Raw genomic sequence first — 16,295 nt, 5'->3', positions numbered from 1 at the left:
CACACATCCACCGGGTGAAGTGCCGACGGACGACCGATTGGTTACCGTCCGGCCGTGGAGTTCGGGGGCGAGGTTCGCCGGCAGCGTAGCGATTCGGAATTGCTGGCCGCCCACGTCGCCGGCGACCGCTACGCCTTTCAGGAACTGTTCCACCGTCATCGCCGGCAGCTTCGCCGGCTGGCCCGGCTGACCAGTCGCAACCCTGAAGACGCGGAAGACGCCCTGCAGGACGCCATGCTCTCGGCCCACCGGTCCGCCGGCCACTTCCGCCACGACGCCGCGGTGAGCAGTTGGTTATACCGGATCGTGGTCAATGCCTGCCTGGACCGGCTGCGCCGCGCCAGGGCCCACCCGACGACCACCCTCGATGACGAATATCCGGTTGCCGACCGGACCGCCCAGGCGGACACCGCCATCATGGTTCAGCAGGCCCTGATGCGGCTGCCCAGCGAGCAACGCGCTGCGGTGGTGGCCGTCGACATGCAAGGTTATTCGATCGCTGACGCCGCCCGGATTCTCGGAGTCGCCGAGGGCACGGTCAAAAGCCGCTGCTCGCGGGCACGTGCCCGCCTCGGTGTGCTGTTGGGCTGACCCGCACACCGTCTCGGGGCCGCGGCGTCCTCCCCCGCCGAACCGGAGTCCTTAAAAGGAACTTCGCGGGTGTGGATAGCGGTGATTGTGGGGATCACCGACACTGGGAGCATGGGTGCAGCCGAGCATGATCCGGTCGTCGACGCGCGCATCGCGGCGGCAGCGCAGTCTGCGGACGGTGCCCCGGTCCGCTCCCCGCACCGCGCCGCCCACGCAGCCCGCCCGATCACCTGCCGGGCGAAGACGATTGCCGCCGCAGCGGGTGTGGGTGCCGTCGCCGCTGCGATCGGACTGGGCACAGTTGGCGTTGTCGACGCGCCGGTTACCGTGCCCACCGCCCCCGACACCGTGCAGCACCTCACCGTCTCCTCGCGGGCGTTCCCGATTCCGTTGTCCGACGGCCAGATTTTCGGGCTGCTCGATCACAGCCCTGACTACGGTCCGCTCACCGATGCACCGCGCCGGGTGTCCTGCCTGAACGGCCTCGGCTATTCTTCGTCGACCCGGGTGCTGGGCGCCCGGCCGATCCGGATCAACGGGCACCCCGGTGTGGTGCTGGTGCTGCCCGCGGACCGGCCCGATGAACTCGCCGTACTGGCGGTGGCGCCACGCTGCAGCGCGGCCGATACCGCCGTGTTGGCCAGCACCCTCGTCCGCCGCCCGTAGAGTTAACCGGGAACAAGCTATGCCCGCCCCGGCGTTCGTAGACGTTTGTAGACCCGCTGGACCAGCTTGACGAAAGGTTCGTATGACTGCCACCAGCCCCGTTCATGATGTGATCGTCATCGGTTCCGGTCCCGCCGGGTACACCGCGGCGCTCTACGCGGCCCGCGCACAGCTTGCGCCTTTGGTGTTCGAGGGGACGTCATTCGGTGGCGCGCTAATGACCACCACCGAGGTGGAGAACTATCCCGGCTTCCGTGACGGCATCACCGGACCGGAGCTGATGGACCAGATGCGCGAGCAAGCACTGCGGTTCGGCGCCGACCTGAGGACGGAGGACGTCGTAGCGGCAGCGCTTGACGGTCCGGTCAAATCGGTCACCACTGCCGGCGGACAAACCCACCGGGCGCGGGCCGTCATCCTGGCGATGGGCGCCGCCGCACGGTATCTGCATGTGCCCGGCGAACAGGAGTTGCTGGGCCGCGGCGTGAGTTCGTGCGCCACTTGCGACGGGTTCTTTTTTCGCGGCCAGGACATCGCCGTCATCGGCGGCGGTGACTCGGCGATGGAGGAAGCGGTTTTTCTCACCCGGTTCGCCCGCAGCGTCACGATCGTGCACCGCCGCGAAGAATTTCGGGCCTCGAAAATCATGCTCAACCGGGCACGCGGCAACGACAAGATCCGCTTTATCACCAACCACGTCGTCGTCGCCGTCGAAGGCGATACCACGGTGTCCGGACTGCGCATTCGCGACACCGTCACCGGCGCGGAGTCTACGTTGGCGGTGACCGGGGTCTTCATCGCGATCGGCCACGATCCGCGTTCCGAGTTGGTTCGCGGGATTGTCGACCTCGACCCGGACGGTTACGTGCTGGTAAAGGGACGCAGCACCGCCACTTCGGTGGATGGCGTGTTTGCCGCCGGCGATCTGGTGGACCGAACTTATCGGCAGGCCGTCACCGCCGCCGGCAGCGGCTGCGCCGCCGCAATCGACGCCGAGCGATGGCTGGCGGAACACGCGGGGTCGGACATCTCTCCGAAAACCGCGGCAAACGCGTCAACGGGAGACGCTGACAGTACCGACACCTTGATTGGAGCCCCACGATGACAAAGGCTGAACACCCCGGAGCCACGGTGGAAGTCTCCGACGCAACCTTTGCGTCGGAGGTATTAGGAAACAACCGACCTGTGCTCGTCGACTTTTGGGCAGCTTGGTGCGGGCCGTGCCGGATGGTGGCACCGGTATTGGAGGAGATTGCCGCCGAGAATGCCGACCGGCTTACGGTCGCTAAACTCGATGTGGATGCCAATCCGGAGACCGCGCGCAATTTTCAGGTGGTCTCCATTCCCACCCTCATCTTGTTCAAAGACGGGCAACCGGTGAAGCGGATCGTCGGCGCCAAAGGCAAGGCGGCGTTGCTGCGGGACCTGTCCGACGTCGTCTAGTTTCCGGCATCGTCGCTGTTGATCCGATGTTTAAAAGCGGCCGGCGTCTGAGACAATAACCCGGTAGCCGTGCTCACGGTGATCCATGCTGGCAGTTGGCTCCCGGAGGGTCCTTGTCATGTCGAGTTGCCGCCGCCACTACGTCGAGGCGTTGCGCTGTGGCGACCGCGGCACCGCGGTGGCCGAGATCCGACGCACTCTCGTTGAGTTGGGTCTACTGGATGACTCGGCTGACCACCCCCCCGCGGGAAATCAGGTGCCGTCCGATGTGTTCGACGCGAAGCTTGACCGGGCGGTACGCGCCTTCCAGCAGGATCGCGGGCTACTTGTCGACGGGATCGTCGGGGAGGCTACTTACCGGGCGCTGAAAGAGGCGTCCTACCGGCTGGGTGCTCGTCCGCTGTACCACCAGTTCGGCGCCCCGCTATACGGCGACGACGTCGCCGCCCTGCAGGCCCGCTTGCAGGAACTGGGTTTTTATACCGGCCTGGTCGACGGGTATTTCGGGTTGCAGACCCACAACGCCCTGATGGCTTACCAGCGTGAGTATGGTCTTTACGCCGACGGTATCTGCGGACCGGAAACGTTGCGCTCGTTGTATTTTCTCGGTTCACGGGTTACCGGCGGCTCGCCGCACGCCATCCGTGAGGAAGAGTTAGTCCGCAGCTCCGGCCCGAAACTCTCCGGTAAGCGCATCATCATCGACCCCGGCCGCGGCGGTACCGACCGGGGACTGATCACTCACGGACCGACGGGGCCCATTAGCGAAGCGGATGTGTTGTGGGACTTAGCAAGCCGACTCGAAGGCAGGATGACCGCTATCGGCATGGAAACGTTCCTGTCCCGGCCGATCAGCCGTAGCCCGTCGGATGCCGAGCGCGCCGCCACCGCCAACGCCGTCGGCGCCGACCTGATGATCAGCCTCCGCTGCGCGGCCCTACCTAGTCCGGCCGCCAACGGCGTGGCCTCGTTTTACTTCGGGAACTCCCACGGTTCGGTGTCCACCATCGGGCGCCATTTAGCGGACTTCGTCCAGCGGGAACTGGTGGCCCGTACCGGGCTATGCGACTGTCGCACCCACGGGCGGACGTGGGATTTGTTGAGATTGACCCGGATGCCGACAGTTCAGATCGACGTCGGATACATCACCAACCCCGACGACCGGGCGTTGTTGGTCAAGCCCGAAACCCGAGACGCGATCGCTGAGGGGATCCTGGCGGCGGTCAAACGACTTTACCTGCTCGGCAAAAACGACCGACCCACCGGTACCTTCACCTTTGCCGAGCTACTTGCCCACGAATTAGAGGTGGAACAAGCGGGAAGACTCCGCGATCCCCGGACAGCCGGCCGAAACCGGGCGCTGTAATCCTTCACTCTGCAGCAATCGCTCCAAAGCGGCCTCGACTTCGGCTTTCCACCCTAAGCCCCTGTCCAGCTCCAACCGCAGCCGCGGGAAGTACCGATGGGGCGCGACGACGACAAAGCCGACGTCGCGCAAAAACTCGGCATCGATGACGCACTGCTCGACCGAGCAGTCACCGAACGTCTCCACCACCGGCTGCATGAGCGGGTCGCTTGCCGGCACGTTGTGTAACTCCACGGTCGCCGGTGTGCGTCCGAAGGCCTCCAATGCTCGCACCCCCCGGCGGACCAGCTCCTCGACCACCCGGGCGATCAGGCTCTGCGACAGGTCCTCGGCGGCCCGTCCAGGTTCCACACCCATTGACGTCAGTAGGATGGCGTCGGCCGACACCGGCGCGGTGGGCATTCGACGCGCTCGCGGGACCGTACGTGGCGGCGCGTAGAGCACATACCCGAGGCATGGCGATTCGCTGTCGTCATCATCGGACGTCACGGCGGTAGCGATCTGACCGCAAGATCCCCACTCTAGCATCACCATCGACAGCCAGGCCTCCTTTTCGAACTCGGGATCGGCGAGGTGATGCTCTTTGCCGAGGGTTGCGGGGTCGACTTCCCAAAAGACGCAGCGCCGCGCATGCTTGGGCAATTGTTCAAAGGCTTCGAGCCGCAACGGTGTGATTCGGACAGACACTAGATTGCTGGCCTCCGTGCGTGCTAGTGCTGATGGCCCTGCTCCTTCGCGAGCCGGCTCGGTGCGTATGCCGAAGAGCTGGACTCTTGACCTGCACCCCTAGCAACCCTTTCAGGATAAGAGAGTTTGCCATCACCGAGCTAGTTGGTGCCCGATGACCCTGTCGCCCAGATCCCGGTCGGCGCAGAGCTCCGGTTAGTCGAGGTACAGCTCGGTCGGCGTGTTTCTCCGGGAAAACACCGACCGGGGCGGGGCTTGCGAGCCGATTCGTCCGGTTTGGGTGTGCTCGGCCCGCATCGGCGGGGCGGTGCTGCGGTTATCGGCCGGCGGGCGCTCAAGTCTTCGGCCCGGTCATCATAGCGATAATGCGCTGCAGGTCGTCCACCGAACCGAACTCGACGACGATCTTGCCCTTGCGTTTACCCAGGCTGACCGTGACACGAGTGTCCAACGCGTTGGAGAGCCGCTCCGCAACGTCCTGCAGGCCCGGCATCTGAACGGGTTTACGCTTCGGCGGTACCGATGTGGCCGTTCTTCCGCGGTTGATGAGGGTGACCGCTTCTTCGGTGGCCCGTACCGAAAGGCCTTCGGCCACAATGCGCGCCGCGAGCTCCTCCTGGGCCTCCGGACCGGCCTCCACGGCCAGCAGTGCTCGCGCGTGACCGGCCGACAGCACACCCGCGGCCACCCGCCGCTGTACCGCAATCGGTAGCCGCAGCAGCCGAATCATGTTCGTGATGACCGGGCGTGATCGGCCAATACGGGCGGCCAGCTCATCATGGGTGACACCGAACTCGTCCAATAGTTGCTGGTAGGCCGCCGCCTCTTCCAACGGATTTAACTGCACGCGGTGAATGTTCTCCAAAAGTGCGTCGCGCAGCAGGTTATCGTCCCCTGTTTGGCGCACAATCGCCGGAACCGCGGCCAGGCCGGCTTCACGGGCAGCACGCCAACGCCGCTCCCCCATCACGATCTGGTAACGGCTGTTCCCGTTCTGGGATCCGTTCACGGCGCGCACCACGATCGGCTGGAGCAAGCCGAACTCACGGATGGAATGGACGAGTTCGGCGTGGGCTTCCTCGTCGAACACTTGGCGGGGCTGGCGGGGATTAGGTTCGATGAGGGCGGGGTCGATCTCCTGGTAGATCGCGGCGGTGCCCGGGTGTTCCGAAACCGGTTTGCCCAATACGACGTCAGCTGCCGCGTCACCCATCCGTGGCCCCAGTGGCCGTGACTCGCCGTCGGCCGGGCCGGTGGGGATCAGCGAAGCCAGGCCTCGACCGAGGCCTCCTTTCCTGCGTAACGGCTGGGTCATGGTTGTCCCTTCGGGGGTAATGGTTGATCGCGCTCGGCAAGTTCGCGGCTGGCGTCGAGGTAGCTCATGGCTCCGCGCGACCCGGGATCGTAATCGATGATCGTCATGCTGTAGCCCGGCGCCTCTGAGAGTTTCACGCTGCGTGGAATCATTGTGCGTAGCACCTTTCCGCCGAAATACCGTCGCACTTCGTCGGCCACCTGGTCGGCAAGCTTCGTTCGTCCGTCGTACATGGTGAGAAGGACGGTGCTGACTTCAAGCCGCGGGTTGAGGTGCGCTCTCACCATCTCAATATTGCTCATCAGTTGGGACACACCTTCGAGGGCGTAGTACTCGCACTGGATCGGGATCAACACTTCAGGGGCGGCGACCAGTGCGTTGACGGTCAGCAACCCCAACGATGGCGGGCAATCGATGAAAACGTAGTCGAAGTCGAAGCTATCTAGCTCGCCGAGCGCGGTCCGCAGCCGATTTTCGCGCGCCACCATGCTCACCAGCTCGATCTCGGCGCCGGCGAGATCAATGGTGGCGGGCACACAGTACAGCCGCTCACTGTGGGGGCTGGGTCGTAACGCGGTGCGTAGCGGTGTCTCCCCGATGAGCACTTCGTAGGAGGATGGCGTCCCGGAATGGCGCTCGGTGATCCCCAGCGCGGTGCTCGCGTTACCCTGTGGATCCAGATCGATGACCAGCGTCTTGAGACCCTGAACGGCTAGAGCGGCGGCGAGGTTAACGGCGGTGGTAGTTTTCCCGACGCCGCCTTTTTGATTTGCGACGGTCAACAACCGGCGGTGGGCCGGTCGACGCAATCGACCGTGGACGGTATGCAGCACCCGCATAGCGCGTTCCGCAGCGTCGCCGATCGGGGTATCCACTTCGGATGTGGTTTCACGTGAAACATTCGCGGCGGGCGACCGGCCAGGGCTGGTGCTGGGCATCTCAGCCCGATCGGTCGAATCCGATACGGGCGCGCCGACCACCGGTGCGTGCTCGGGCGGCGTGGGTATGGGATCAGGCAATGGGCTCACGACACTCCTTGAACCCCCCGATACCGTGCTGTCGGCGTTCCGCGTCGCGCCACCACGACCGTGACGGGAGGAGACAAATATTTCGCGCCACACCGCTCTAGCCTGACATCAACCGCGCCCAGCGCGCTCATCACACGCCGGTGAACCCGCAGTTCGTCGGATGCGCGTTCTCCCTTGATCGCGATCATGCGCCCACCGGGACGTAGCAGGGGCAGGCTCCACTGTGTCAGCCGGTCCAGCCCCGCCACCGCCCGCGATACGGCGTCATCCATCCCGCCGATACTGCGGCGTACCGCCCACTCCTCGGCCCGCCCACGCACCACTTGCACCGAAAGCCCAAGTTCGGCTACCACAGCGTGAAGAAAATCCGTCCGGCGCACAAGGGGCTCGACAAGCACGATCCGAAGATCTGGGCGGGCGATCGCCAGCGGCAGCCCGGGTAGGCCGCCACCGCTGCCGATGTCGACCACACGCTCTCCGATCTCCAGCAACTCGGCAACCACCGCACTGTTGAGCAAGTGGCGATCCCAGATCCGCCGCGCTTCATGAGGCCCGATGACACCCCGTTTCACGCCATCGGTGACAAGAATTTCAGCGTATCTTTCCGCCTGACAGAGCCGCGCACCAAATACGGCCGCAGCCACGTCGGGTGCTCCAGCCACCGCGACATGTTTCACGTGAAACATTCCTCCCGTTCGCCGGGCGCGGCCAAATTACGTCTCTGTAAGTCGGTAATCGTGGTCCGGTAAAACAACGACATGCCGCAGTGGTTCGATGCCCTCGCTCTCGCTACGCACTCCAACCACTGCCGCTACGGCATCGTGAACAACCTTGCGTTCAAACGGAGTCATCGGGGCAAGGTCCTCCCGTTCGCCGGTCTCGAGGACGCGTTGCGCTGCAGCCGTACCCAATGCCGTTAGTTCTTCACGGCGGCGACGCCGCCACCCCCCGATATCAAGCATCAATCTGCTGCGCACACCCAACTTCTGATGTACCGCCAGCCGGGTCAGTTCCTGCAAGGCGTCGAGAACCTCCCCCTCACGCCCCACCAGCTTTTTCAGGTCATTGCCTCCATCAATACTGACCACCGCACGATCTCCCTCGACGTCGAGGTCGATGTCCCCGTCGAAGTCGAGCAGATCCAGCAACTCTTCCAAATAATCACCGGCGATCTCACCCTCGGTGACTAGCCGTTCTTCCAAATCGTCGGTCCCATATTCGTCATCAGCCATCTCTGATACCGCCCGGTCTTCAGCGGCATCGGCCCTCGGTCCGTTCAGACTGGACTCGCGTTCTGTCGTCTCAGCGTCTGTCATGCTCGTCTCTCCCTCACTGCGGGCTACGCTCTCGCATGCTCAACCGTCCGCCGTTACCCGCTTCCGGCCGCGTACCCTTCTCCACTCACGCCTAACCGAACTTAACCGGGTCGTTACCGTTTCCTTCTCTTCGGCCTGGCGCCCGGCCGCCGCGCACGGTTCCTCGCCCCTTTACTACGCGCACCTTCAGTTGGCTTATTTAAATCTTCTGAGGACATGCCGTTAACCGGCCAGCCTTCGCCGTCCGCTTCCGTCCGCGTTGACCCCGATGGCACTCCATCGGCAGCCATTGACGGTGCTTTCTCCCCGGACACCGCTGCAGATCTAGGTGAGCGCTTGGGTTTCACTCCAGGTGCCGGCGCGTTCGCTGCGCGCCGTTGGATTGCTTCGCGCTTTTTTGCCTCTTCTTCCCTCTCGATCATCGCGAACACATGGTGCTGCTGGAAAAAAGTCCAAATATTGTTTGACACCCAGTACACAATGATTGCCAGCGGCAGAAACGGTCCCCCGACGATCACACCCAATGGGAACACGTACAGCGCCATTTTATTCATCATGGCCGTCTGCGGATTCGCCGCGGCCTCCGGGCTTTGGCGGGACACCGAGGCACGGCTATTAAAATGCGTTGCTATCCCCGCCACGATCATCAATGGGACGCCAACCGCGATCACTGCCGGCCGACTAAATTCAGTGAACGCGTCCAAACCCGTGCGTTGTGTCATATACGCCCCGATCGGGGCTCCGAACAGGTTGGCATCCAGGAAGTGCCCTACGTCGGCCGGGCTGAAAACGTAGTTACCTGTGGCCCGGTTCTCGGCCACCGACAGATGTGGTTGACCGAATCCGCCGGTTGTCCGATTAAACGACCGCAAGACATGATATAACCCCAAAAAAACAGGGATTTGCGCCAGCATCGGCAAGCAGCCCAGAATGGGATTAAAGCCGTGTTCACGCTGGAGTTTCTGCATCTCCAGTGCCATCCGCTGACGATCTTTGCCGTATTTTTTCTGCAGGGCCTTAATTTGCGGCTGCAGTTCCTGCATCTGCCGGGTCGTGCGAATTTGCCGAACGAATGGGCGGTATAACAATGCCCGAAGAGTGAATACCAAAAACATGACCGACAGCGCCCAGGTGAAAAAGCTCGACGGTCCTAACACAAAACCGAACGTTTTGTACCAAAGCCACATGATCGCCGAGACCGGGTAGTAAACGATGTCCAGGCTGAACCAATCAAACAAAAGACCCACTCTCCCCTAGACTCGTCGGAGTGGCTGCGCCGTCACCGTCCGCATGCTCACGGTCCGGGATGGGGTCCCAGCCTCCCGGATGCCACGGCCCACATTTCGCCAGTCGCACCGCGGCTAACCAGCCTCCCCTGAGAAGACCAAATTCGGTAAGGGCTTCGACCGCGTACTGGCTACACGTCGGAATGAACCGGCAGGTCGGCAACCGCAACGGCGAAATCAGGTGCCGGTACAGCTGGATCGCAAAGATCACACCGCGCGCCGCCAGCCCCCCGGCGCCGCCCCCCAGCCACCCACGCCTTGAGCACATCGCACTCACCGCCGGGCTCCAGCCAACTCACGACAACGTTTCAACCCCGCGCGCAGTTCCTCCTCCAGCCGCGCCGATGTAGCATTGCGGCTGCCTGCAAGGGCACGAATCACCACGTCTTCAGATTGATCCAGCTCTTCTAGCACCGAGCGGACAATGTGCCGTAATCGGCGCGCGACCCGATGCCGTTCCACCGCCGAGCCAACCGACTTTCCGACAATGAAGCCGATCCGCGGACCACACGATTCCGAGTTTTCCCTCCTCAACCGCACATGGATCACGATGTCCGGTTGCGCCACCCGGATTCCGAACTTCATCGTCGCATCGAAGTCTCTCGACCGCCTCATGCGATTGCGCGCCGGAAGCACCGCGACGAACCCGTAGCCGAACTAAACAGTCAACGAGCGACGCCCCTTGCGCCGCCGGTTCGAAACTATCGCCCGCCCCGCTCGGGTACGCATTCGAACCCGGAAACCGTGTACCCGCGCCCGGCGCCGGTTATTCGGCTGGAAAGTCCGTTTGCCCTTGGCCACGGCATGCTCCTCGTCGCATCTGGCTGATATCTCGCCCAGCAATCCGGTCGTTCACACGCGACCGCCGACCAGAGACCCCTGGTTCGACAAAGTCTTCAGCAAACCTTCCCGGCTTGCTGTCTCGCCGCCGGTCACCGCAATTACCGGATCATCAACCCGGATTGCGACCGTATCGCCAACGTTGGGGCGACTGTTTGAGGGTACTGACCGTCGTTCCACCGGTCAAACTCCGCTCCCGCCACCGAGCCGACCCTTCGGTCGGGCCTCGATGCCGACATCCGCACCCACCGCCCACACGAACACTTCCCCAATCCTGGAGAATGGTTGGCGTCGCATGCCGAAAACTGTTAGCTTCAGGCAATGCCGTTTCAGCATGGAACGGCGCGCGACAACAAAGCGAGGACGGCGGATCCGGCTGTAACCGGAGGTCAATGTCGGTCCCGCAGGCTGTCGTGCGTAACTGGCGCGAGGACAAGGACCGGTCTGTCCACACCTGTGGATAAGTTATGTGGACAGTGCCGTGATAGCTGTGGTCTTCATAGTTCCAGACACATCAGGGGGATCTATCGTTGACCGATGACCCCAGTGCGACTTTCGCGGCGGTCTGGAACGCAGTCGTTTCCGAACTCAACGGCGGACCACTTCCCGATGAGCCGGGCCGGACACCCCTCACCAGCCCTTTGACACCTCAGCAAAGAGCATGGCTAAACCTCGTGCGGCCGATCACCATCGTTGAAGGGTTTGCCCTGCTCTCGGTGCCCAGCAGTTTCGTCCAAAACGAGATCGAACGTCATCTGCGCACCCCAATCACCGACGCATTAAGCCGACGCCTCGGACAACAAATTCAGCTCGGGGTCCGCATCGCGCCGGCTGACGGCGATCAAACCCCGGCTGCCGATGAACTCGACGACAATGTCGCCCACCACCCCGACGATGCCGACGTCATCGCCGACGAAGTCGACGACTGCGGTGACGCCCGCGACGGTCTCTCCCAGGGTTGGCCGACCTACTTCACCGAACGTCCCCACACCAACGACTCCGCCAGTGGCGCCGCGACCAGCCTCAACCGCCGCTACACCTTCGACACCTTCGTCATCGGTGCCTCGAACCGTTTCGCCCACGCGGCGGCGCTAGCGATTGCCGAAGCGCCGGCGCGTGCCTATAACCCACTGTTCATCTGGGGGGAGTCCGGACTCGGTAAAACTCACCTTCTCCATGCGGCGGGTAATTACGCTCAACGGCTGTTCCCCGGCATGCGGGTAAAGTATGTCTCCACCGAGGAATTTACAAACGACTTCATCAACTCCTTGCGCGACGACCGAAAAGTTGCTTTCAAACGCAGCTACCGCGACGTGGACATTCTCCTAGTCGACGACATTCAATTTATCGAAGGGAAAGAAGGAATCCAAGAGGAATTCTTTCACACCTTCAACACACTGCATAACGCCAACAAGCAAATCGTCATCACATCCGATCGACCTCCAAAACAACTCGCCACGCTCGAGGACCGCCTGCGTACCCGGTTCGAATGGGGGTTGATCACCGATGTTCAACCGCCGGAATTGGAAACCCGCATCGCCATCTTGCGTAAAAAAGCACAGATGGAGCGCCTCGCGGTGCCTGATGACGTGCTTGAACTGATCGCCAGCAGTATCGAGCGCAACATCCGCGAACTTGAAGGCGCACTCATCCGTGTCACCGCCTTCGCCTCCCTCAACAAAACACCTATCGATAAAGCGCTCGCTGAATTGGTGTTGCGAGACCTCATCGCCGACGCCACCACGATGCAAATCAGCGCAGCGACGATCATGGCGGTCACCGCAGAATACTTTGACACCACTGTCGAAGAACTTCGCGGTCCCGGCAAAACCCGGGCACTGGCGCAGTCGCGGCAGATCGCCATGTACTTGTGTCGCGAACTCACCGACCTGTCGCTTCCCAAGATCGGCCAGGCATTCGGCCGAGACCACACCACCGTGATGTACGCTCAGCGCAAAATCTTGTCCGAGATGGCCGAGCGTCGCGAAGTATTCGATCACGTCAAAGAACTCACGACCCGAATCCGCCAGCGCACGAAACGGTAACCTCCCGTTACCGCGGCCCGCAAACCGTCGCCGGCTGTTGTCGCCGGCTTCTCAGCAGTCACCGGCAAACCCTGGGGACATCGCTGTGGACGGCCTCCCCGAATCACCCGGTTCGGCTGTGAAGTCCGGCTGTCACCCCGGGTTTTGCCCACATGGCGCCGCCAAACCACCACGGCCCTGCCCCGGATTACTCACAGCCTCCCCCCAGCCCCAGCAGCCAAAAACCGGGTTGTCCCCACCATCCACAACCCCTATTACTGCTACTGAGTTACTTCTCTTGGCACATCGTTAAAACAGGTCTTGTGCATACCGTCGCCCTGGTCCGCTCCGGTCATCACTAATCACCGACCCCGGTCCCCAGGGTCCCAGTTTTCAACTTGACCGCGGACGCTCTACGGTTGCCGGTACGGCCGTCGTGGCGACAGTCGCCAATCAACCCGGTCACCGGCGTCACCCCGCTGGCGGGACCGGTTACCGAGGCGGTCGGCGCGCTTGTTGTCGTAAGGGTTGTCGTGAGGTGATGAAGGAACGGTATGGACGTGGCGATGACCAGAGTCGGCGTCACCGACTTGAAGTTTCGATTGCAGCGCGACGCTTTCGCCGATGCCGTCGCCTGGGTGGCCAAGACCCTGCCCACCAGGCCTACGGTTCCGGTGCTAGCCGGAGCGCTGTTAACCGGCTCGGATCAAGGCCTGACCATCTCCGGATTTGATTACGAGGTTTCTGCCGAGGCCGAAGTTCCCGCTGAAATAATTTCTCCCGGTCGGGTTTTGGTGTCGGGGCGGTTGTTGTTTGATATCATCCGCGCGCTGCCGAATCAACCCGTGGATTTCGACGTTGCAGGTTCCCTGGTATCGTTACGTTGCGCCAACACCCGGTTTTCGCTGCCGACGATGGCTATCGAGGATTATCCGGCGCTTCCGGCAATGCCTGCCGAGACAGGGACGGTGCGCGCGGATGTATTTGCCGAAGCGATCGGCCAGGTAGCAGTTGCCGCCGGCCGGGATGACACCCTGCCGATGCTGACCGGAATTCGAGTTGAGATCAACGGCGAAAAAGTCGTTTTGGCCGCTACCGACAGATTCCGATTGGCAGTGCGCGAGTTCACCTGGTCGGTAGTGTCACCCGAGTTCGAGACGGCGGTATTGGTACCCGCTAAAACGCTCGTTGAAGCCGCAAAAGCCGGCGCCGATATGTCCGATATCCATCTGGCATTGGGCGGCGAATCGGTGGCGGCCAGGGACGGGCTGCTGGGTATCAGCGGTGACGGAAAGCGCAGCACGACGCGACTCCTGGGTGCGGACTTTCCGAAGTTTCGGCAGTTGTTGCCCACGGAACACACCGCGGTGGCCACGATCGGTGTTGCCGAGCTGACCGAAGCGATTAAGCGAGTTGCGTTGGTTGCCGATCGGGGTGCACAAGTGCGGATGGAGTTCGGCGGTGAAGCGCTGCGGCTTTCCGCCGGCGCCGACGACCTGGGACGGGCGGAAGAAGTTTTGCCGGTCCACTTCGCCGGGGAACCCCTGACGATTGCGTTCAACCCCACATATCTGGCTGACGGTTTAGGAGCGGTGCGCGCCACGCACGTGTCCTTCGGTTTTGCCGCGCCCAGCAAACCAGCCGTGTTGCGGCCGGCGAACCCCGACGATGCGCGGCGGCAGGGGCCCGGTCCGTTCCCAGCAGTGCACACCGACTACGTCTACCTGCTGATGCCGGTCCGGTTGCCGGGCTAGTCGGCGGTGTGAGATGGGAGCGGATTTAACGCGATGGTTTCAATCCTGCAATAGCTGCCTGATTACACGTTGCTGTCGTTCGATAACCCGGCAAACGGAAGAGAGATGACAGAGAACCGGGGATTTTCCCGCCAAGCGCCCGTCCGACTACCGGTTGTCGGCGTGTGCTAACCGTCCGGCAAAGCGTTTAACAGGTGTACGTCCGAAGTTTGGCACTGTGCGACTTCCGGTCCTGGGCACATGCCAGCCTGGAATTACTACCGGGCCGAACGGCATTCGTCGGCCCGAACGGTTACGGCAAGACGAATCTCATTGAAGCCCTCTGGTATCTGTCGACCTTGAGCTCACATCGGGTGGCATCAGATGTGCCGTTGGTTCGCCGCGGAACGTCACGGGCGATCGTGTCGGCAATTATTGTGCGCGACGGCCGGGAATGTGCGATTGATCTCGAGGTTTCGCCGGGCCGCGCGAACAAGGCGCGGTTAAACCGTTCACCGGTGCGCAGCACGCATCAGGTGCTCGGGGTGTTGCGTGCGGTGTTGTTTGCCCCGGAAGATCTAGCCCTCGTCCGGGGCGATCCGGCGGAGCGCCGTCGCTACCTCGACGAGCTGGTGATCACGCGGCGTCCTGCGATGGCGGCGGTACGAGCGGATTACCAAAAGGTGCTCCGCCAGCGCACCGCCCTGCTGAAAACGCTTGCAACGCGCCGGCGGCGCGACCCGGCCATGCTGGACACTCTCGAGGTTTGGGACGCGCGCCTGGCCGCTGTTGGTGCCAGGGTGATCGCCTCGCGGATGAGTTTGGTCAATCATCTGGCTGTCGAAGTAGCGAAGACGTACCGGTTGTTGGCAGCCGGTACGGCCTCGATGTCCTTGCGGTATCGCGCCAGCGTGGATCACGGTATCGGTGACGGCACCGATGTGGAATCCATCGAAGCTGATTTGCTCGCTGCGCTCAGGGAGCGCCGTAGCGCGGAGATCGAACGAGGGATCTGTCTGGCCGGTCCGCATCGTGACGACCTAGAATTACGGCTCGACGATCGACCCGCTAAAGGTTACGCCAGTCATGGCGAATCGTGGTCGATAGCATTGGCTTTGCGGTTGGCCGCCTATGAGTTGCTGCGGGCCGATGGGGATGATCCGGTGTTGCTGCTTGACGACGTGTTTGCGGAACTCGACGCCGCCCGGAGGCACGCATTGGTCACCGCGGTGGCGGCGGCCGAACAGGTGCTGGTGACCGCGGTGGCCGCTGACGACCTTCCACCAGGCTGGGAGGCGCGGCAGGTCGTCATCGATCGCGGCCCCGACGGCATCGGGTCGGTGGTTTGCCCGTGATCGCTGGCGAGGGTGAACCCGAAGTTGTCTCCGGCTCCGACCAGCCCGGAATGGACCTGGTCAGGCGAGCGCTCGACGAGGCCCGCCGGGCCGCGCGCATGCCTCGCCGGGAGCCTGATGGCCAAAGGGCACCAATGTCGTCGGGTCCGGTCGCCGGCCGCGGGGGCCGGCGAAGTTGGTCGGGCCCGGGTCCGGACCCGCGGGATCCGCAGCCATTGGGCACCGCGGCGCGCAAACTCACCCGCAATCGGGGGTGGTCGACGCGACTCGCCGCGGGCGCCGTAGTCGGTCAGTGGCCCGCGATCGTCGGCCAGCAGATCGCTGACCACGCGGTTCCGACCTCGCTGCGCGACGGGACCTTACATATCACGGCCGAATCCACGGCGTGGGCGACACAGTTGAGGTTGATGCAGGCTCAACTGTTGGCCAAGATCGCCACCGCCGTGGGCGAGGGCGCGGTGATATCACTGAAAATTACCGGTCCGGCTGCCCCGTCGTGGCGTAAAGGTCCGCTGCATATCAGCGGCAGGGGGCCTCGCGACACCTATGGTTAAGCCGTGATGAGCCTGCTGGGTGCGGCCTGAGAGCCGTCGGAACCACCACTTGACCCCATGCCAGGCTCCACATCCGCGGTGACCCTCGACG

General features: G+C 63.0%; 18 protein-coding genes. 9 read left to right on the top strand and 9 right to left on the bottom strand.

What is annotated here, in order from left to right:
- Window positions 1-54: 54 nt before the first annotated feature.
- From sigM to QJR12_RS02880, 5 genes are all read left to right on the top strand, one after another.
- Window positions 55-591, top strand: coding sequence for an RNA polymerase sigma factor SigM (gene sigM, locus QJR12_RS02900; RefSeq protein ID WP_300575991.1), 537 nt, complete (start codon window positions 55-57; stop codon window positions 589-591).
- Between the two features lie 111 nt (window positions 592-702).
- Window positions 703-1,257, top strand: coding sequence for a hypothetical protein (locus QJR12_RS02895; RefSeq protein WP_300575989.1), 555 nt, complete (start codon window positions 703-705; stop codon window positions 1,255-1,257).
- An 82-nt stretch (window positions 1,258-1,339) separates the two neighbouring features.
- The gene (gene trxB, locus QJR12_RS02890) at window positions 1,340-2,362 is read left to right on the top strand and encodes a thioredoxin-disulfide reductase (RefSeq protein WP_300575987.1); all 1,023 of its coding nucleotides are present in this window, start codon (window positions 1,340-1,342) and stop codon (window positions 2,360-2,362) included.
- Window positions 2,359-2,700 (top strand): thioredoxin, encoded by a 342-nt coding sequence (trxA, locus tag QJR12_RS02885; RefSeq protein WP_300575986.1) that lies wholly within the window; start codon window positions 2,359-2,361, stop codon window positions 2,698-2,700. The genes trxB and trxA overlap by 4 nt, the downstream gene beginning before the upstream one ends.
- Before the next feature lie 118 nt (window positions 2,701-2,818).
- Window positions 2,819-4,066, top strand: coding sequence for an N-acetylmuramoyl-L-alanine amidase (locus QJR12_RS02880; protein ID WP_300575983.1), 1,248 nt, complete (start codon window positions 2,819-2,821; stop codon window positions 4,064-4,066).
- Here QJR12_RS02880 and QJR12_RS02875 read toward each other — a convergent pair.
- The 9 genes from QJR12_RS02875 to rpmH all read right to left on the bottom strand — a co-directional run bounded on the left by QJR12_RS02875 (window position 4,001) and on the right by rpmH (window position 10,499).
- The gene (locus tag QJR12_RS02875) at window positions 4,001-4,753 is read right to left on the bottom strand and encodes an acetyltransferase (RefSeq protein ID WP_300575981.1); all 753 of its coding nucleotides are present in this window, start codon (window positions 4,751-4,753) and stop codon (window positions 4,001-4,003) included. The genes QJR12_RS02880 and QJR12_RS02875 overlap by 66 nt on opposite strands.
- A 334-nt stretch (window positions 4,754-5,087) precedes the next feature.
- Entirely contained in the window at window positions 5,088-6,068 is a 981-nt protein-coding gene (locus QJR12_RS02870) for a ParB/RepB/Spo0J family partition protein (protein WP_300575978.1), read from the bottom strand.
- The gene (locus tag QJR12_RS02865) at window positions 6,065-7,006 is read right to left on the bottom strand and encodes a ParA family protein (protein ID WP_300576537.1); all 942 of its coding nucleotides are present in this window, start codon (window positions 7,004-7,006) and stop codon (window positions 6,065-6,067) included. Before QJR12_RS02865 ends, QJR12_RS02870 begins: the two co-directional genes overlap by 4 nt.
- A gap of 86 nt (window positions 7,007-7,092) precedes the next feature.
- Entirely contained in the window at window positions 7,093-7,782 is a 690-nt protein-coding gene (gene rsmG, locus QJR12_RS02860; protein ID WP_300575975.1) for a 16S rRNA (guanine(527)-N(7))-methyltransferase RsmG, read from the bottom strand.
- 27 nt (window positions 7,783-7,809) lie between these two features.
- On the bottom strand, window positions 7,810-8,328 hold the full coding sequence (locus tag QJR12_RS02855; RefSeq protein WP_300576535.1) for a R3H domain-containing nucleic acid-binding protein: 519 nt from the start codon (window positions 8,326-8,328) through the stop codon (window positions 7,810-7,812).
- 197 nt (window positions 8,329-8,525) lie between these two features.
- Window positions 8,526-9,659 carry a membrane protein insertase YidC gene (gene yidC / locus QJR12_RS02850; protein WP_300575972.1) on the bottom strand — a complete coding sequence of 378 codons (1,134 nt, stop codon included), beginning with the start codon at window positions 9,657-9,659 and terminating at the stop codon, window positions 8,526-8,528.
- Window positions 9,643-9,966, bottom strand: coding sequence for a membrane protein insertion efficiency factor YidD (gene yidD, locus QJR12_RS02845; protein ID WP_300575969.1), 324 nt, complete (start codon window positions 9,964-9,966; stop codon window positions 9,643-9,645). The genes yidC and yidD overlap by 17 nt, the downstream gene beginning before the upstream one ends.
- A gap of 5 nt (window positions 9,967-9,971) precedes the next feature.
- On the bottom strand, window positions 9,972-10,334 hold the full coding sequence (gene rnpA / locus QJR12_RS02840; protein ID WP_300575966.1) for a ribonuclease P protein component: 363 nt from the start codon (window positions 10,332-10,334) through the stop codon (window positions 9,972-9,974).
- Window positions 10,335-10,355: 21 nt separating this feature from the next.
- Window positions 10,356-10,499, bottom strand: a complete 144-nt coding sequence (gene rpmH, locus QJR12_RS02835) for a 50S ribosomal protein L34 (RefSeq protein WP_300575963.1) — start codon at window positions 10,497-10,499, stop codon at window positions 10,356-10,358.
- 569 nt (window positions 10,500-11,068) lie between these two features.
- Here rpmH and dnaA point away from each other — a divergent pair.
- From dnaA to QJR12_RS02815, 4 genes are all read left to right on the top strand, one after another.
- Window positions 11,069-12,583, top strand: coding sequence for a chromosomal replication initiator protein DnaA (gene dnaA, locus QJR12_RS02830; RefSeq protein WP_300575960.1), 1,515 nt, complete (start codon window positions 11,069-11,071; stop codon window positions 12,581-12,583).
- 533 nt (window positions 12,584-13,116) lie between these two features.
- Entirely contained in the window at window positions 13,117-14,316 is a 1,200-nt protein-coding gene (gene dnaN / locus QJR12_RS02825) for a DNA polymerase III subunit beta (RefSeq protein ID WP_300575957.1), read from the top strand.
- Window positions 14,317-14,510: 194 nt separating this feature from the next.
- Window positions 14,511-15,650 (top strand): DNA replication/repair protein RecF, encoded by a 1,140-nt coding sequence (gene recF / locus QJR12_RS02820; RefSeq protein WP_300575954.1) that lies wholly within the window; start codon window positions 14,511-14,513, stop codon window positions 15,648-15,650.
- Window positions 15,647-16,204 carry a DUF721 family protein gene (locus QJR12_RS02815; protein WP_300575952.1) on the top strand — a complete coding sequence of 186 codons (558 nt, stop codon included), beginning with the start codon at window positions 15,647-15,649 and terminating at the stop codon, window positions 16,202-16,204. Before recF ends, QJR12_RS02815 begins: the two co-directional genes overlap by 4 nt.
- The last annotated feature ends 91 nt before the right edge of the window (window positions 16,205-16,295 follow it).

Origin of the sequence: Mycobacterium sp. (assembly GCF_029961025.1) — a bacterium.
Taxonomy (GTDB): Bacteria; Actinomycetota; Actinomycetes; order Mycobacteriales; family Mycobacteriaceae; genus Mycobacterium.
This window is presented reverse-complemented; position numbering and strand designations above follow the sequence as displayed.